Source organism: Haloimpatiens massiliensis, from assembly GCF_900184255.1.
GTDB classification, from domain to species: Bacteria; Bacillota; Clostridia; order Clostridiales; family Clostridiaceae; genus Haloimpatiens; species Haloimpatiens massiliensis.
In genome coordinates this window covers 606,603-625,481 of record NZ_LT854640.1, presented here as the reverse complement: position 1 = coordinate 625,481, position 18,879 = coordinate 606,603, and the positions used below count along the sequence as shown (strand labels likewise).

Below are 18,879 nucleotides of genomic sequence, written 5' to 3'. Positions count from 1 at the left end.
GATAATTTTATATGGCTAAAAGATTAGAATTTCTTAAATTAAATTTATTGTTCCAAGCTCTTATGCAAGTCAGGGAAGAGAAATTTCATAATTCCACTACATTGTACCTTTTTGTAGGTTAATCATAATATATTATATTTTTTAATCTTGTACTGTAAATTTTGCCTAGAAATCCCCAATATATTTGCTGTTTTAGTGATATTGTCCTTTTGATTTTCTAATTCCCGCTTAATTATCTCTTTCTCAATTTGTTCCATATATTTATTCAAACTTAAATTTGAACTACTATAAGAACTCAATATATGGTCATTTTCCTGTTTAATTATTTTGCTTTCAAAAAACTCTTTATGAAGTTCCATTTCCCCATCACTCATATTCATAGCAGATTCTATAACATTTTTAAGTTCTCTTACATTCCCCGGCCAATGATAATCCATGAATTTTTTCATTACTGTTTCATCAACTGCCGTCACTTCCTTACCTAATAACTTACTATAATAATGAATGAAATATTCTGTAAGAGTTTTTATATCCTCTTTTCGTACTCTTAAAGGTGGTATATCTATTCTTATAACACTTAACCTATAGTAGAAATCTTCTCTTAACTTACCTTTTCTAATTAAATCCTTAGGTTCCTTATTTAATGTTGCTATTACCCTAACATCTACTTCAATAGATTTACTGCTTCCTATTGGCCTTATATACCCATCTTGAAGCACTCTTAGAAGCTTAGATTGAAGATAAGTATCCATAGAATTTACTTCATCTAAAAGTATAGTCCCTCTATGAGCTAATTGAAACAAACCCTTTTTATTTTCTGCTCCCGTAAAGCTACCCTTAGTAGTACCAAAAAGCATTCCCTCTAAAAGAGTACTTGGAATAGCTGCGCAATTTATAGGTATAAAAGGCTCATTGCTTCTTATACCATTATAATGTATGCTTTGAGCAAAAACCTCCTTACCACATCCAGTTTCTCCATATATAAGTACAGAGGAATTTGATAAACTAGCTTTCATAGCCTTATTTACAGCTTCATCCATAGCAGTACTATTGCCAATTATATCACTAAAAACATAGTGGTCTTGATTATTTTTAAGCACCGATTGTAATTTACATAACTTTTCATTTACTTCTTTAAATTGTGTCATATCTTGTGCTATTTCTATTGCTCCTATTAATTGATTATTTTCAGTAACCGGAATTGTAGTGTTTATAGTAGTTATTTTTTTACCCCCATTACTACTATATCTTTGAATTATGTCTTTAACTTTTTTACCACTTTTAATACACTTCATTATAGTAGAACTTTCTTCATTTACATCCTTCAAATACTCATCTACTTTCTTTCCCAGCACCTCTTCTTTATTAAGCCCTTCTATAGAAGCCATTACATCATTATAATATACGGTCTTTCCATGATTATCTACAATGTGTATTCCCACATTTAAGTTATTAATTAAACAATTCAATATATTCTCTATTTTTCTCACATTATTGCCCCCCACATATTAAATGTCTATAATATAAGTGTATATTTAACTTTAAAATATTTCAAACATATAGAATGGATTATTAAATTTCTCATTATACTATGTTAAAGCAAAGAAAACCGAAAGGAGTCTATTATGAACGCTAATGAATTAATACAGGTTGCTGCTGAAGCAGGAAAAATAATATTAGAAAATGGTGGAGAAACCTATAGAGTTGAAGAAACTATTTTTAGAATATGCTCTGCTTATGGAGAAAAATCCACCGAAAGCTTTGTTACCCCTACGGGAATTGTTATATCTATAAGCACAAATAATAAAAATTTATCTGTAGTTAAACGTATTAAAAGTAGAACTGTAAATTTAGAAAAAATACAAAGGGTAAATGAGCTATCTAGAAAAGTCTCTAAAGATTGGATGTCCCTTGATGAATTTAAACATGAATTAAAAAAAATAAATAATACTCCTAGATATAGTATAAAAACTTCACTGTTGTTTGTTTCTTTATCGTCCTCTTTTTTCACATTATTACTTGGAGGAAATGTAAGAGATTCTATAGCTGCTTTTTTAGTAGGAGCTTTAATTTATAAAACTTCTAATATCCTTAGTAAATACAATGTAAATTCTTTTTTCGTAAATATATTAGGTGGATTTATTGCAGCATTAACAGCTTATATAACTGTATTTTTTAATATAGGCTCAAACATAGATAAAATTACCATAGGTTCTATTATGATGTTAGTTCCAGGTTTAGCTATAACAAATGCTGTAAGAGATACCATAGCTGGTGATTTAGTTTCTGGAATATCTAGAGCTATAGAAGCTTTTTTAGTAGCAATCGGTATAGCTATTGGTAGTGGTATTATGGTTAAAATTATACTTAATTTTGGAGGAATATAAAATGATTTTTAAAGTTTTATTAAATTGCTTTTATGCTTTTATGGGTTCTTTAGGTTTTTGTATTCTTTTTAATATTAGAGGTAAAAATTTATTTTTTGCTTCCTTAGGTGGTGGCATTGGTTGGTTTGTGTATTTGATATTTTCTAATTTTGGTTATTCATCTACTTTAGCTCTATTTATAGCTTCTTTAGCTATAAGCATATACTCGGAAATTTTTGCTAGATTAATGAAAACTCCTGTAACCACATATATAATAAGTGCTATGCTTCCCTTAGTTCCCGGAGGTGGAATGTACTATACAATGTTGGAATCTGTAAAAGGTAATGTAAATACTTCATTAAACCTTGGCTTTAAAACACTAATAGATGCAGGTTCTATAGCTGTAGCAATAGTTTTAATTTCTTCTCTTAGTAAATTTTTAATGCTATATAAATTCAAAAATCTTAATAAAAAAATAGGCAAATAGCCTATTTTTTTTTATTTTAAAAACATATTTATTGTATCTACTAATTCATTCATTTTTTCCTTATTTATATCAGTTTCCTCATCACAAAAGAAGCATCTTTCAGCATAGTTTTGTAATATCAAGCTTCCAACTTTATTTATAGCCGCTCTGACTGCTGCCACCTGTACTAAAAGGTCTTTACAGCAAGCATCATTATCTATCATTTTTTGTATACCCTTTACTTGCCCTTCAATTCTCCTCATTCTAATCTGAATATCCCTCTTTGGATCTTTTTTATCACTCACTTCATTCACCCCTAATTATACAATAATACCCGTTGTGATGTATATAAAATATTCAAACAATCACAACAGGTACTTCATATTAACTTATTTTTAATCCTTAAAGTATTTAGTAAAAAATAAATTATATATTATGGTTTAATTATTTTATCTTATTTTTTTATATTCAATCCTAATTCTTGTAATTGTTTTTCATCTACTACATTAGGTGCCTCTGTTAATGGACAAAAAGCATTTTGGTTTTTTGGGAAAGCTATTACATCTTTTATGTTATCTGTTCCTGCTAAGAACATAATAAGTCTATCGAATCCAAAGGCTAATCCACCATGTGGTGGTGGTCCAAATTTAAACGCTTCTAATAAGAATCCAAATCTCTCCCAAGCTGCTTCCTGTGTAAAGCCTAATACCTCAAACATTTTTTGCTGAAGATCAGTATTATGAATTCTTATGCTTCCTCCACCTAATTCTTCTCCATTTAAAACTAAGTCATAAGCCTTTGCTCTAACTCTACTTGGCTCTGTATCTAAATAAACAATATCTTCATCCATTGGCATAGTAAATGGATGATGTTCAGCTTGATATCTTTGTTCCTCTTCATTATATGATAGTAATGGAAATTCTGTAATCCAAGTAAATTTAAACTCTTTGTTATCTTTTAAAATTTCTAATGTTTTTGCAACTTCAAGTCTAAGAGCTCCTAAAGCTTGGAATACAACATTATTTTTAGCATCTCCAACTATCAATATTAAATCCCCTGGCTTTGCCTCCATAGTGTTTAATATTCCATTCATTTCTTCCTCAGTTAAAAACTTAGCTATTGGAGATTTTATTTCATCTTCTCTGTAAGCTATCCATGCTAATCCCTTAGCCTTATATGTTTTAACGAATTCACCTAATTTATCTATTTTCTTTCTTCCCATATTTGCAGAATTCGCTACTTTAATGGCTCTTACACTACCACCTTCAGCAATAGCACTTTTAAAAACTACAAATTCAGATTGTGAAACTACAGGTGTTAAGTCATGTATTTCCATTCCAAATCTCAAATCTGGTTTATCACTACCGTATTTCTCCATAGCTTCTTTATATGGCATTCTAGCTATTGGGAGTGCTACATCCACATCCAAAACTTCTTTAAATACCCTTTGTATTAATCTTTCATTAACTTCCATTACATCATCTTCTTCAACAAAGGACATTTCTAAATCTATTTGTGTAAATTCTGGCTGTCTATTAGCCCTTAAATCCTCATCTCTAAAACATTTTGCTATTTGGTAATATCTATCGAATCCTGAAACCATTAAAAGTTGCTTAAATATTTGTGGTGACTGTGGAAGTGCATAAAACATTCCTGGATAATTTCTACTTGGAACTAAGTAATCTCTAGCACCTTCTGGAGTACTCTTAGTAAGTATTGGCGTATCCACATCCCAAAATCCATTTTCATTTAAAAAGTCTCTAACAATTTTTCCAGCCTTATTTCTTATAGTAAATATTCTTTGCATATCCGGTCTTCTTAAATCTAAATATCTATACTTTAATCTTATATTTTCCGCAGCATCCAAATTTTCTTTTATATATATAGGAGGCGTCTCTGACTCCGACAATATCTTTATATTCAATCCCTTTAATTCTACATTTCCCGTTGGAATATTATTATTTGGAGCTTCTCTCTTAACAAGTTTTCCTGTAATAGAAATACAGTATTCAGGTTTAACTAGATCAGCCTTTTGGAAAGCCTCTTTATTTATTTCTTCTCCAAAAACCACTTGTAGTATTCCAGTCCTATCTCTTAAATCTACAAATACTAAGCCACCTAAGTTTCTTTTTCTTTGAACCCATCCCATTACAGTAATATTTTCTCCAATATTACTTTCTCGCAATTCTCCACACATATGTGTTCTCTTTAATCCTTTAAGTGATTCTCCCATTTTTGATCCTCCCTTTTAATCTTTTGAAGTTTTATGCTCTTATTATTTTTATCATTTCATCAATATTATCTATATTTATATCTATTTGCTCTCCATCACTCATTCTCTTTAATTTTGCCTGTCTATTTTCTAATTCACTATCTCCTAATACAACAGTATAAGCTGCCTCTACCTTGTTTGCATATCTCATTTGAGCTTTTACTTTCTTATTCATGTGATCACAATCACATTTCAATCCTCTTTTTCTTAATACATTAGCTAATTTAAAAGCTTCTATTTTCCCTTTTTCACCCATAGAACCTATGTATAAATCCATGTAATTAGGCTTTGGTATCTCTATACCATTCTCCTCTAAGGTCATTATAAGCCTTTCTATTCCCATGCCAAATCCCACTGCGGGCATTTCTGGACCGCCAATCTCTTTAATTAAATAATCATATCTTCCACCACCGCAAACGGTTATATCATTATTTATTATTTCAAATACAGTTTTACTATAATAATCTAATCCTCTTACTATTAAAGGATCTACATTATATCCTATTCCCAATGCATCCAAATACATTTTCAATTGTTCAAAATGATTTTTACAATCATCACAAACATAATCTATTATAACTGGTGCATTTTTTACTATTTCCTTGCACTTCTTTTCTTTACAATCTAATATTCTCATAGGATTTTTATTAAATCTTGTCTTACAAGTTTCACATAAACTATCTAGATTGGTATCCAAATATTCCTTTAAAGCTTCATTATATTTCTTTCTGCACTCTGGACATCCAATATTATTTATATTCAAAGTTAAATTTTTAACTCCAAATTCCTCATAAACTCTCATAGCTAAGCTTATTACCTCAGCATCCATAGAAGCTAGATCAGAACCAAAAATTTCTATACCTAATTGATGGTGCTGTCTTAATCTTCCTTTTTGAACATTCTCATATCTAAATACCGGTGTAAAGTAAAACAATTTAGTAGGCTGCGCTTCTGCATGTAACCCACTTTCAATGAAAGCCCTAACAGATGGAGCTGTTCCTTCTGCTTTTAATGTTATACTTCTTCCACCTTTATCATTAAAAGTGTACATTTCCTTTTGAACTACATCAGTAGTTTCCCCTACTCCTCTTTGAAACAATTCAGTGTATTCAAATATTGGCGTTCTTATTTCTCGGCATCCAAAAGTTGAAGCTATGTTTCTAAATTTCTCCTCAATATATTGCCATTTATATGATTCTGAAGGTAGTAAATCCTTAGTACCTTTAGGTGCTTGAATAATCATATTTTTCCTCCTTAATATAATGTGTCCAATAATTTTTCCTTACTAGAAATCTTTTCATCTAGTCTTTCTATATACTCTTTTACATCTTTTATATTAGCAAACCTCTCCAATCGATTCTCTTCTAGAAATACAATTTTTGATACAGCATCTGCTCCTAATGCTATTATGGTTTGTTTTTCCTCTATCATTTGTATGTTATAAATACACTCTTTTCCATCTAATACATATCCTATATTTTCCATGTTGCCTACCATATTTTTTTGTCTATACATATAGTATGGACTCATGGATAAGCTATTAGACAATTTAACAGTTTCTTGAAACATTTTATTTAGTTCTTCTTGGTTAGCTATTTCATAACTTTCTTTATTTACTATATTTTCATGAAGTCTTGACCCTCTTTTTACAGACAATCCGTGCACTGTAAAACTATCAGGTTTTAGTTTTTTTATTTCACTACAAGTGTTTATTACATCTTCTAGCTTTTCACCAGGAAGACCCACAATAATATCCATATTAATATTATTGAATCCCATTTCCCTAGCCATATTAAATTTTTCAACCACATCCATTGCTGAATGATTTCTTCCTATAAGTTTTAAAGTATTATCACTCATAGTTTGTGGGTTTATACTTATTCTGCTTACACCATATTTCTTCATAGTTTTTAATTTACTAATGGTTATACTATCTGGTCTTCCACACTCTACAGTAAATTCGCACACATTAAAATGGTTCATAAAGTATTTGTATATTTGTTCCATAACAATTGCAAATTGTTCATCACTTACTGCTGTAGGTGTTCCTCCCCCAAAATAAAGACACTGTATGTTTAGTCCCTTTTTTCTTATAAACTCACTCATTCTTTTCATTTCTATAATTAGTGCTTTTATATAATTTTCTACTAGCTGACCACAACCCTTTACAGAATTAGACGCAAAAGAGCAATAAAGACATCTAGTAGGACAAAATGGCATTCCTATGTAAATACTTATATTGTCCTTATGCTTATTAATAAAGGCTTCTTCTTTTTTACCTATATCTATACACAATTTTGCCTTATCTTCCCTAGCACAATAAGTATGCTTAAAAAATTTTACTATTTCCTTTTCATTCTTACCTTTATTTAAAAGTCCTATTGCTATTTTAGATGGTCGTATACCTGTTAAAGTACCCCAAGGCATAATTTTTCCTGTATACTTTGTTAAAAAATTAAATAGAGATTTTTTAACAAAATCTTTGTAATTTAAATCCATTGTAAAAATAAAATTTTCACTAACTTCTCCATAATAACATTCTACTTCATTTTCAAAAATATTTATACATATATCCCAATTTTCTTCTACAAATTCTATATTTTCACACTGATAAAATATATTAATTATTCCGTATATATGATATCTATAATTAATATTATTCAATTTTACTTTCAATTTTCAAAACTCCCTTTATTTAAAAAATGGGTTATTATTTTTTTCGTATCCTATAGATGTTCCCATACTATGTCCAGGATATACATTTGTACTATCTGGAAGCTGAAATAACTTATCTTTTATGCTGTTTATAAGCGCATTATAATCTCCCCATGGAAGATCTGTTCTTCCTATAGACATAGCAAATAATGAATCTCCTGTAAATACTGAATCTCCTATTAAGAAACTCATACCTCCTGGTGTATGTCCTGGAGTTTCCAGACATTTAATTTTGCAATTTCCAAATTGCAAAACATCACTATCACTTATATTTATATCGGCTTTACCACTTCTAAGCATTCCAAACATATATTCATTATTTCGCATCAATATATCGTCTCGTTCATTAATACATACAGGAGCTTTTACTAAATCCTTTAATTCATCTACTCCATCAGTATGATCTCTATGTCCATGAGTTAATAATATATATTTAACATCTAATCCCTTCGACTGTATAAATGGATATATATCGTCCACATCTCCTCCTGGATCTAAAACCACAGCTTCATTAGTCTCATCCCATATAACATAACAATTTGCAGCATAGATTCCTGCTACTATTCTCTTTATTTCCATGTATTTCACTCCTTTTAAAAGTTCTTTTTGCTATCTATAAGTAGTGTTACAGGTCCATCATTTTCTATACTTACTTTCATATCTGCCCCAAAAACTCCACATTGAACATTTTTAACTTCTGCTTTACATAACTTTATAAATTCTTTATAAAAAGCTTCTGCTTCTTCTCCAGAAAGGGCCTCCATAAAATTTGGTCTCCTTCCCTTCCTGCAATCGCCTAACAAAGTAAATTGGGAAACTATAATAAGTTCCCCATTGACATCAAGAAGTGACTTATTCATTTTTCCATTTTCATCTTCAAATATTCTTAAATTTAATATTTTATCTTTTAGATATATTAAGTCTTCTAAAGCATCACCTTTTTTAATTCCTAGTAGTACGTTTAAACCATATCCTATAGACCCTACCAATTTACCTTCCACTTGTACCGAAGAAGACTTTACTCTTTGAACCACCGCTCTCACTAAAATCACTCCTTAAAGTATAAACTTTACTATTTTTTAACCCTGTATACTTCCGTTACACCTTTAAATTTTCTTATATTTTTCATTAAATTGTCTAATTGTTCTCTGCTTGTTATCTTTAATTTTACATTAATAACTGCTGTTCCTATTTTTGAAGTTTTAGCATTTACAGCATACAAATTCAAACCACTCTTCACAACTCCTTCCATTACCTCTGAAAGAAGTCCTGGTTTATCATCACCTTTAATCTGTATTTCTGCTATATAATAAGCGCCCTCTGAAGTACCCCAACTTACAGCAACAATTTTTTCAGGTTCATTTTGAACAAGTTCAACTAGATTTTTACAATCTTTCCTATGTACAGATACTCCTCTACCTTTAGTAATATATCCTATTATTTCATCACCAGGCACAGGATTGCAACATTTTGCAAATCGCACTAGTAAATTCTTCATCCCTTTTACCACTACTCCAGGATAATTATTTTGTCTTTGCTTGTTACTTTCCTTACTATTGGTGTATTTACTTATTTCTTTCTCCTCTTCTTCTAATGTAACAATATTACTTTTTTCTTCACTATTGTAGTACTCAACTAGTTTAGATACTACCACTGAAGGTATAGTTGCTCCCGCTCCCACTGAAGCGTATAAGTCTTCTTCTCCCTTCATGTGATACTTTGATAGTAATTTTTCTATAACCTTGCCTTTAGCGTATTCTTTAAAATTAAATCCTTGTCTCTTTGCTTCTTTTTCTAATAATTCTTTGCCTTTTACTATATTTTCTTCTCTTTTAGCTTTTCTAAACCAAGCTCTTATTTTACTCTTAGCTTGGTTACTCTTTGTCATATTAATCCATTGTATATTTGGGCCCTTTGGTGTGGGAGATGTTAAAACTTCAATTATCTCACCAGTACTCAAATGATAATCTAAAGGCACCATTTTGCCATTTACTTTTGCCCCTATACATCTATGTCCTATATCCGTATGAATTTTATAAGCAAAGTCTATTGGGGTAGATTCATAGGGTAAACTTATAACTGCTCCTTTAGGAGTAAAAACAAATACCTCATCTGAAAATAAATCTATTTTAAATCTTTCCATAAACTCTTCTGCATCAGAAGTTTCATCTTGCCATTCAAGAATTTCTCTAAGCCAAGATAATTTAGAATCTAAGTCTTCTTGATGTGCTGAAAGATCTCCTTCTTTATATTTCCAGTGCGCAGCAATACCGTATTCAGCAGTCCTATGCATTTCATATGTACGTATTTGTATTTCAAAAGGTTTACCTTGAGGTCCAATGACAGTAGTATGCAATGATTGATACATATTAGGTTTAGGCATAGCTACATAATCTTTAAATCTACCTGGCATAGGCTTATACATAGTATGAACAATACCTAAAGTAGCATAACAATCTCTAACATTATTTACAAGAACTCTTATAGCCGTCAAATCAAAAATTTGATCTATAGTTTTATTTTTCTTTATCATTTTTCTATATATACTATAAAAATGTTTTGGTCTTCCTTCTATTTCAGATTGTATCCCAGAATCTTCAAGTTTACCATATAGTTCTTTTGTTATTTTCTCTATATATTCTTCTCTTTCAGCTCTTTTTTCTGATATTTTTCTTACCAAACTATAATATTCATTAGGATTTATATATCTGAAAGATAAATCTTCTAATTCCCATTTTATTTTAGACATTCCTAATCTATGAGCCAATGGCGCATAAATATCTAAGGTTTCCTTTGCTTTTTGTTTTTGCTTTTCAATGGGCATATATTTTAATGTTCTTAAATTATGTAGCCTGTCTGCAAGCTTTATTAAAATAACCCTTATATCTTTTGCCATAGCTAAAAGCATCTTACGAACATTGTCGGCTTGTTGTTCCTCTTTTGTCTTATATGTAATCTTACCAAGTTTAGTTACACCTTCTACCAATCTAGCTATTTCTTCACTAAATTCCTTTGTAACAAATTCGTAGTCATACTCAGTATCTTCTATTACATCATGAAGCAATCCAGCCGCTATTGTACTCGTATCTAATCCCATATCAGCTAAAATACATGCAACTTCCACAGGATGAATTATATAAGGTTCCCCTGATTCCCTTCTCTGCTCACTATGGGCATTATATGCAAAATTATACGCTTTAACTATACATTCTTTATTTACATGAGTGCAATTTTCGTCTATTTTTCTCATTAATTTCTCAAGCATTTGGATTACTCTCCTAAAATCAAAGGCTGGTCGAAGCCAGCCAGTTAATTATTTATTAATATTATATAATATTATAAAGAATTTTTCAATTTAAAATTCTATCTATATATCGTACTTTACTAAGGACATTACAGGATAGTTCTGAAGCTTTTCTCTACCTCTTAAATCTGTAAGTTCAATAACAAATCCTGCTGCTGCCACAGTTCCACCTGCTTTTTCTACCAATTTAGCAACAGAATTTATTGTACCCCCTGTAGCTAGTAAATCATCTATTATTGCAACTCTTTGTCCTGGTTTTATGGAATCAAGATGTATTTCTAATTCATCACTTCCATATTCTAAATCATACTTTGAACTTAGAGTCTTGAATGGAAGCTTGCCCTTTTTTCTTACAGGCACAAATCCAATTTCAAGTTCATAGGCAACCGGTACTCCAAATAAAAATCCTCTAGCTTCTGGTCCCACAATAATATCTATGTTTTTATCCTTAAGATAATCTACAAATTTATCTATAGTATATTTTAACCCTTCGCCATCTTGTAGTAGCGTTGTGATATCCTTAAAACTAATTCCTTCTTTAGGAAAGTCTTCTATTACTCTTATTTTTTCTTTTAACTCCATTATAATTCCTCCTAATACGCCCTTGGAACTTCGCATGAACAAATTTAAAATTATTATATTTTCATGCACATACTATTATATATTAAAGATTAAAATAATTGCAAGTCTTTACTAAAAGTTCTGAGTTTATGTATTTCATTTTTATACTCAATACAAGATTCATCTACATTTTCTACCTGTCTTTTTAAGTATTTAGCTATTTGTTCAGCTCTATAACTATTGGAGGTGGTGAAAAGTTCTACTACTATTCTTGCATTATCCATTTTCCCTACAGGATTTACTGTAGGTATGGCAGTAGTAACTAATTTATATATTGTATTTATATCTATTTTAAATATTTTATGTACTTTCATAAGAGCTTTTAATCCATAATTATTTGTAACTTTTAGCCTTTTTACTCCTTCTATAATAAAATCCCTATTTTCACCTATTATTGCTACATCTCTAGAAACTGTACCTAACATCACTAAATCCATATATTTATGTACACAATTTATTTTATAATAATTAGCTATTTCTTTAGCTAGCTTAAAAGCAATCCCTACAGCTGTACCGTTATATTCCGCACATTGTGTGTAATTCAAAACATAAGTATTGGGAATTTTATCACTAGCTTTCTTAAAATCTGTTATTATCACATCTATACCTAATTTTTTACAGTACTCTACCTCATCATAACTATTAATTCCACAACCTACAGTTATCATGAGAGTAGCTCCAAGAAGCTTTATATGACTATCTACTATGCTTCTATTTACTTCATAGTCATCATCTATTTCACTGGGTATATAATATTCTACATCTGCATTTAAATATCTAAGAATCAAAATTAATAAAGATACTCCTGTAACGCAATCTAGATCATAGTGTCCATAAATTATTATCTTTTCCCTGTTGTTTACAGCATTTACAATTCTGCTTAACGCACATTTAATTTCTTTATTAATATGTGTATTATGAATTTTAACATTATCACTGACTTTATTCATACTAGTTCCTCCAACTCTATAGAAAACAAGTATATTATAAATTATATTACTACTTTTGACAAATATATTTTTATATGATTATGTGGAACTAATAAGTATACTAGTAGAAATAAACTATTTGTACTACTTAATTCTATATTTATTTTATATATACGCTATTTGGCAAAACAAAGATTCCAGATAAAATCTGGAATCCATTGCAATCACTAGTTTCCTTAAGCTTTTGCCTTTTTAACTTTTTTCTTTAGAATAACCCAAACAGGGCTGGCAATAAATATTGATGAATAGCATCCAGAAACTATACCTATTATTAGTGGCATAGAAAATTCTCTTACGGAAGGAACAAATACATTCACAGCTACTATAGTAAACAATGTAGTTAAAACAGTATTTATAGACCTAGTCATAGTTTGACTTATACTTACATTTCCTACCTCAGCCACATCTTTTCCACGCATTTTTTTATTATTTTCTCTTATTCTATCAAAGATAACTATGGTATCATTAATTGAATATCCCAGTATAGTTAGTATTGCTGCTATAAAAGGTGAGTTTACTGGAATCTGAAGTATAGCATAGATACTTATTGTAATTAGTATATCATGAACCAACGCCGCTATTGCAGCTAAACCAAATTTAAACTCGAATCTAACACCTATATACAAAAGCATTGCTAACGTAGCCAACACACCAGCTATCCAAGCTTTTCTTTTTAACTCATTACCCACAGAAGCACCAATAGTTTCTTGAGATGTTAATTCAGCCTTTTTATATTCAGCTTTTATGTCTTTAAATAAACCATCTATTTTATTGCTATCAAGTGAGTTACTTTTAATTTCTAGTTCAACTTTTCCATTATTATTAGCTTTGGTAGTTTGATATTCGTTAGAGTATTTCTTTATTATCTTATCTATTTTAGCTTTATCAAAGTCTTCTTTCATTTCTATTTGAACAAGAGTACCACCTTTAAAGTCTATACCAAAATTTAATCCTTTAAATCCCATTGTTGTGAATCCAACAACCATAACCAATAAAGATATACTTATCCATATTTTAAATCTTTCAACAAATTTAAATTTATGTTTAACTTTAGCTTCAGTACTATTTTTAACTCCAAAATGTGAAGATTTATTAATAAGCCCCATATTTACAGCAGTTTTAAGTAAAAACTTAGTTACAGTTAATGCTGTAAGTATACTTATGACTATACCAATTATTAGAGTTAAAGCAAATCCTTTTACAGTACCTGATCCTACCATATAAAGTACTGTTCCTGCAATAATTGTAGTTATATTAGAATCTAATATGGAAGATAAAGCTCTATCAAATCCTGCATCAACAGAAGATTTTACAGATTTCCCCGTCCTAAGTTCTTCTTTTATTCTTTCAAATATAAGCACATTAGCATCTACTGCCATACCAACAGTTAAAAGGAATCCTGCAATACCTGAAAGAGTTAGTGTTGCCTCTATTCCTGAAAAAACAAGTAATACAAGTACTATATATAGTACTAGTGCTATATCTGCTATTATTCCTGGCAATCTATAATAAATAATCATAAATATAAATACCAATGCAATTCCCACAAGACCAGCATTTATACTTTTAGGCAAAGCAGTAGCTCCCAAAGTAGCTCCTACAGTTTTAGCAGAAACTGTTTTTAATGTAACAGGTAATGCTCCAGAATTTATTATGTTAGCCTGTCTAGTTGCCTCTTCTAATGTTTTACTTCCTGTTATTACCGCTTTTCCACCAGTTATAACATCATTTACCTTAGGATTAGTAAGCATTTCATCATCCATATATATGGCTATGGGTTGCCCTAGGAATTTTTTTGTACCCTCAGCAAATTTTTTAGTACCAGACTTATTTAATTCCAAACTAATAGTAGGATTATTTGTTTCATCTAGATAAGCCGATGCTTTATCTACATCCTTACCTGTAAGAATTGTTTTCTTATCAGGACCTACAAATTTCAATTCACCAGTTTTAACTACACTATCTATAACTGCTTTAGCATCAAACTTTCCTGGTATTTCTATTCTTATTCTGTTTTTTCCTTCCTTTGTAACTACTGTTTCACTTACACCCATTTTATTTACTCTCATTGAAATAAGTTCAATAGCCTTATCAAAGGTTTTTTGATCAACTTTTCCTTGAATTTCTTCTACTACAGAAACTCCACCTTGAAGGTCTAAGCCTTTATTTATAGATTTACTTAACGGCTTTATTTCATACCCAAATAACTTCAGACCTTCTGCACTAATAAAGGCTAATGAAAAAATAACAATAACACTTAAGATAAAGAGAATGGCGCTCTTTTTTTTCTTCATTTTTTTATCCCCCTCCGTATAGCATTAATAAACTAATTATAATATTACATATTATTTTAGTCAATATTATGTAATATATGCATTATTCTTCCATCATCATTTGAGTTTTTAAGGCTATAGCACACTCTATTCTTTTCTTTTGCATAGCACAACCTATTTCATAAGGCTTATGAATATCGCCATTAAAGTTATAATTATTAGCTTGGCATCCACCACTACAATAGAATCTTGCCCAACATTCTCTGCATTTTGGTTTATTATATATATGCGCTTCATGAAATTTTTGGGCTATATCATTATTCATTTTATCTTCATATATTGTACCTAATTTGAATTCTTCATTTCCTACAAACTGATGACATGGATATACATCTCCAGTAGGTGTTACTGCAACATATTCATGCCCTGCACCACATCCAGAAATTCTTTTATATACACATGGTCCACCATTTAGATTTATATTAAAATGATAGAATTTAAACTCATTACCTTCTTTATATCTTCTTAACATTTCATTATATAACTTATCATATTCATTAAATATAGTAGGAAGATCCTCTTCTCTTAAAGATAATGGATGTTCATCTGGAAGTACTACCGGCTCTACAGATATTTCTTTAAATCCTAAGTTAACTAAATGCATAACATCATTAAAAAAATCTGTATTTTCTCTAGTAAAGGTTCCTCTAACGTAATGTTGTTTTGAAGGATCTCTTCTTGCAACCATTTCTCTTATTTTAGGTAATATACTATCATAAGATCCTTCTCCATTAGCTCCTATCCTAACTCTATCATTCACTTCTTTTCTTCCATCTATACTCAAAACTATATTTACCATGTTTTTATTTAAGTACTCCATTATTTCATCATTTAACAAAGTACAGTTTGTAGTCATAGTAAATCTTATATTTTTATTATGTTTCTTCTCTAATTCTTTTCCATAGTTAACTATTTGTTTTATATTTTCAAAAGCCATTAGTGGCTCTCCACCAAATAAGTCCACTTCTATATTCTTTCTAGGACCAGAATGTTTAATTACAAAATCCAAAGCTTTTTTTCCTACTTCAACAGACATTATTTTGCTTTCTCCATGATATTTACCCTCATCGGCAAAACAATACTTACATCTTAAGTTGCAGGCATGAGTTATATTTAAACATAAAGCTTTTATAAAGGAGGTTGAATTGCCACTCTTTTGAGCAATATCTTCATACATATCTTCTGTATATATTAGACCTTCTTTTATTAATTCCTTTATCTCGTTATAAGCCTCATGAATATCTTCATCTTTGTACTTATTTTTATATCTACATTTCAACTCATCTAAAGCTTCCAATTTTTCTTCGTTTAATAGGTCATATACAAGCTCGTCCACAATATGAACTGATCCTGTATTCACATCAAGAACGTAGTATTCCCCGTTCTGTATAAATTTATGAATATTTGCCACCTTTATTTCCTCCTCATTAAAATTTAAGACAGTAACATAAGTTACTGCCCCTAAAATTATACCAGTATAAATTAGTTTTCACAAGCTAAATTGGCAACTGTGCAAGAAGTTTTACATGCAGATTGGCATGAATTTGCACACTCTTTACAACCTGGTTTTTTTAAGCTTTCTTTTATATTTGACTTGTTTATAGTTTTTATATGTTTCACGTCAATTCCTCCAATCATATTTATCGCTTCAATATAGCATATCTACCCATAGATTATATCACAATATTTTAATTAAATAAAGGACTTCTACATATTTATTCCTAACATTCCAGACAGAGTTCCCACCAATAAAGCTAGCACAATTCTTATATAATCATTTCCTTTCAAAGCCGTTTCCCTTCCAGCTATCACTGAAATCAAATAAAAAATTATCATATAAATAAAAGCCAAAACTATTCCTATAAGCCATCCCTTTTTTCTAGATTTTCTAGAAGCATATATAGCTCCATACATTATGCTTATCAAAGTAATTACTAAAATAAAAATACCTCTAAATCCTTCTGAAGCTGGGAATAAAAAATTAATTATAGAAAAAATTATCATGCCTAACAAAGTAACTATACATGCTCGTATTAGTCCTTTAAGCATACAATCCATATTCTTTCTGTTCAAACAACAACACCTCCTTATTAAAAATATATGAATACAGGAGGTGTTTAATAACTATTTTATTATTATTTTGATTCTTTTACTTCTTTTGCTTCGTTAGCTACATCATCAGTTGCATTTAAAATACTTCCAATAGAAGCTTTAGACATTTTTAACCTTGCTTTATCTGGACCTGATTGAATTATTACATAGTCATCTTTTATCACAACTATACTTCCAATAATTCCTCCTCTAGTCATTATTTCATCGTTTACTTTTAATGATTCTAGCATTGCATTGTATTTCTTTTTTCTCTTATTTTCAGGAATTATTATTATTAAATAAAAAAATGCAATCATAATCACAAAAGTAACAATTGTCATTAAACCATTTGACATACTACTATTCCTCCCTTATTTTTATAATTTATAATTTGGGTACATGAAAATAAATAACAAGTCAAAGATGCTGGTATATTTTGTGTGAGACAATGAAGCAGGTTCCACCGCTAAGAACTATCGGTGGGTTCTGCTGACGCAGTATGACGCAAAATAGACTAGCATACTGACTTGTTATTTATTTGAATGTGCCTTACATAAATTTAATTATTTAAATTAAGCTCTTCCATTCCAACTAGCCAATTTCTCTTCTTTAAATTCTTTAAAGTAATCTCCATCTATAGAATTTCTTATGTCCTCCATCAACTTATTATAGAAATATAAATTATGTAGAACGCATAATCTCATAGCTAGCATTTCTTTTGCTTTAAATAAATGCCTTATATAAGCTCTGCTATAGTGTTTACAAGTAGGACATTGACATCCTTCATCCATAGGAGCATCATCTAATTCATATTTTGCATTCATCAAATTTATTTTACCATATTTAGTGAACACATGTCCATGTCTTCCATTTCTAGCTGGAAGCACACAATCAAAAAAGTCCACTCCTCTATCTACCGCTTCTAAAATATTGCTTGGAAGACCAACGCCCATCAAGTATATAGGTTTCTCCTGTGGAAGATGTGGCACCACCTCATCTATTATCCTATACATTTCTTCATGAGTTTCTCCTACAGCTAAACCTCCTATAGCGTAACCATCTAAATCCATTTTGCTTATAGTTTTTGCATGTTCAATTCTTATATCTTCATATACTCCACCTTGATTTATTCCAAATAGCATTTGATTTTTATTTACTGTATTGTCTAATGAATTTAATCTATCCATTTCAATTTTACATCTTTGAAGCCATCTTGTAGTTCTATCTACTGATTTAACTACATAGTCTTTTGGAGATGGATTAGGTATACATTCATCAAAAGCCATAGCTATGGTAGAACCTAAATTACTTTGTATCTGCATACTCTCCTCTGGTCCCATAAATATCTTTCTTCCATCTATGTGGGAATTAAAATAAACTCCTTCTTCTTTTATCTTTCTAATATGTGATAGTGAAAACACCTGAAATCCACCTGAATCTGTAAGTATCGGTCTATCCCAATTCATAAATTTATGTAATCCACCCAACTGTTTAACCACTTTATCTCCTGGTCTTAAATGCAGATGATATGTATTTGAAAGTTCTACTTGGCATCCTATTTCTTTTAAATCCATAGATGATACAGCTCCCTTTATAGCTGCAAGGGTTCCTACATTCATAAATACAGGAGTTTCTATGGTTCCATGTACAGTTTCAAATCTTCCCCTTCTTACCTTATGGCTTTTCTTAAGTAAAGTGTATTTTCCCATTAGCCTACTTCCT

17 protein-coding genes and 2 pseudogenes are annotated in these 18,879 nt (G+C 30.1%); 2 read left to right on the top strand and 17 right to left on the bottom strand.

The features are described from left to right. Positions 1-122: 122 nt before the first annotated feature. Positions 123-1,490: a sigma-54 interaction domain-containing protein gene (locus C1715_RS11095; protein WP_102400552.1), complete on the bottom strand. Its 1,368-nt coding sequence runs from the start codon at positions 1,488-1,490 to the stop codon at positions 123-125. A gap of 135 nt (positions 1,491-1,625) precedes the next feature. On the opposite strand from C1715_RS11095, the gene C1715_RS11090 reads away from it, so the two are divergent. Next, positions 1,626-2,387 (top strand): threonine/serine exporter family protein, encoded by a 762-nt coding sequence (locus tag C1715_RS11090; RefSeq protein WP_102400551.1) that lies wholly within the window; start codon positions 1,626-1,628, stop codon positions 2,385-2,387. A gap of 1 nt (position 2,388) precedes the next feature. Further along, complete coding sequence (locus C1715_RS11085) at positions 2,389-2,853, top strand: threonine/serine exporter family protein (RefSeq protein WP_102400550.1); 465 nt, start codon at positions 2,389-2,391, stop codon at positions 2,851-2,853. Between the two features lie 11 nt (positions 2,854-2,864). On the opposite strand, the gene C1715_RS11080 is transcribed toward C1715_RS11085, so the two are convergent. From C1715_RS11080 to tgt, 16 genes and pseudogenes are all read right to left on the bottom strand, one after another. Next, positions 2,865-3,137, bottom strand: coding sequence for a metal-sensitive transcriptional regulator (locus C1715_RS11080; RefSeq protein WP_102400549.1), 273 nt, complete (start codon positions 3,135-3,137; stop codon positions 2,865-2,867). Positions 3,138-3,286: 149 nt separating this feature from the next. Then, entirely contained in the window at positions 3,287-5,065 is a 1,779-nt protein-coding gene (gene aspS, locus C1715_RS11075; RefSeq protein ID WP_102400548.1) for an aspartate--tRNA ligase, read from the bottom strand. A gap of 31 nt (positions 5,066-5,096) precedes the next feature. Continuing rightward, complete coding sequence (hisS, locus tag C1715_RS11070) at positions 5,097-6,347, bottom strand: histidine--tRNA ligase (protein ID WP_102400547.1); 1,251 nt, start codon at positions 6,345-6,347, stop codon at positions 5,097-5,099. Between the two features lie 11 nt (positions 6,348-6,358). Continuing rightward, positions 6,359-7,780 (bottom strand): coproporphyrinogen III oxidase, encoded by a 1,422-nt coding sequence (locus C1715_RS11065; protein ID WP_102400546.1) that lies wholly within the window; start codon positions 7,778-7,780, stop codon positions 6,359-6,361. Positions 7,781-7,795: 15 nt separating this feature from the next. After that, positions 7,796-8,398 (bottom strand): MBL fold metallo-hydrolase, encoded by a 603-nt coding sequence (locus tag C1715_RS11060; RefSeq protein ID WP_102400545.1) that lies wholly within the window; start codon positions 8,396-8,398, stop codon positions 7,796-7,798. Positions 8,399-8,412: 14 nt separating this feature from the next. Further along, positions 8,413-8,862, bottom strand: a complete 450-nt coding sequence (gene dtd, locus C1715_RS11055; RefSeq protein WP_102400544.1) for a D-aminoacyl-tRNA deacylase — start codon at positions 8,860-8,862, stop codon at positions 8,413-8,415. 29 nt (positions 8,863-8,891) lie between these two features. Further along, positions 8,892-11,084 carry a RelA/SpoT family protein gene (locus tag C1715_RS11050; RefSeq protein ID WP_102400543.1) on the bottom strand — a complete coding sequence of 731 codons (2,193 nt, stop codon included), beginning with the start codon at positions 11,082-11,084 and terminating at the stop codon, positions 8,892-8,894. Positions 11,085-11,186: 102 nt separating this feature from the next. Further along, positions 11,187-11,705, bottom strand: coding sequence for an adenine phosphoribosyltransferase (locus tag C1715_RS11045; RefSeq protein WP_102400542.1), 519 nt, complete (start codon positions 11,703-11,705; stop codon positions 11,187-11,189). Positions 11,706-11,794: 89 nt separating this feature from the next. Then, a complete protein-coding gene (locus tag C1715_RS11040; protein WP_102400541.1) occupies positions 11,795-12,694 on the bottom strand; it encodes a DHH family phosphoesterase in 900 nt (299 codons plus the stop codon). A 215-nt stretch (positions 12,695-12,909) separates the two neighbouring features. Further along, positions 12,910-13,758, bottom strand: a pseudogene (gene secF, locus C1715_RS20210) (protein translocase subunit SecF); the annotation flags it as partial. Between the two features lie 30 nt (positions 13,759-13,788). Next, positions 13,789-15,027 (bottom strand): annotated as a pseudogene (secD, locus tag C1715_RS20205) (protein translocase subunit SecD); the annotation flags it as partial. An 82-nt stretch (positions 15,028-15,109) separates the two neighbouring features. Further along, on the bottom strand, positions 15,110-16,477 hold the full coding sequence (gene scfB / locus C1715_RS11030; protein WP_102400539.1) for a thioether cross-link-forming SCIFF peptide maturase: 1,368 nt from the start codon (positions 16,475-16,477) through the stop codon (positions 15,110-15,112). Between the two features lie 71 nt (positions 16,478-16,548). Then, entirely contained in the window at positions 16,549-16,686 is a 138-nt protein-coding gene (gene scfA, locus C1715_RS11025) for a six-cysteine ranthipeptide SCIFF (RefSeq protein WP_017414649.1), read from the bottom strand. A gap of 87 nt (positions 16,687-16,773) precedes the next feature. After that, entirely contained in the window at positions 16,774-17,139 is a 366-nt protein-coding gene (locus C1715_RS11020) for a TIGR04086 family membrane protein (RefSeq protein ID WP_102400538.1), read from the bottom strand. A gap of 62 nt (positions 17,140-17,201) precedes the next feature. Beyond that, a complete protein-coding gene (gene yajC, locus C1715_RS11015; protein ID WP_423240837.1) occupies positions 17,202-17,498 on the bottom strand; it encodes a preprotein translocase subunit YajC in 297 nt (98 codons plus the stop codon). A 231-nt stretch (positions 17,499-17,729) separates the two neighbouring features. Beyond that, positions 17,730-18,866: a tRNA guanosine(34) transglycosylase Tgt gene (gene tgt, locus C1715_RS11010; protein ID WP_102400536.1), complete on the bottom strand. Its 1,137-nt coding sequence runs from the start codon at positions 18,864-18,866 to the stop codon at positions 17,730-17,732. Between the last annotated feature and the right edge of the window lie 13 nt (positions 18,867-18,879).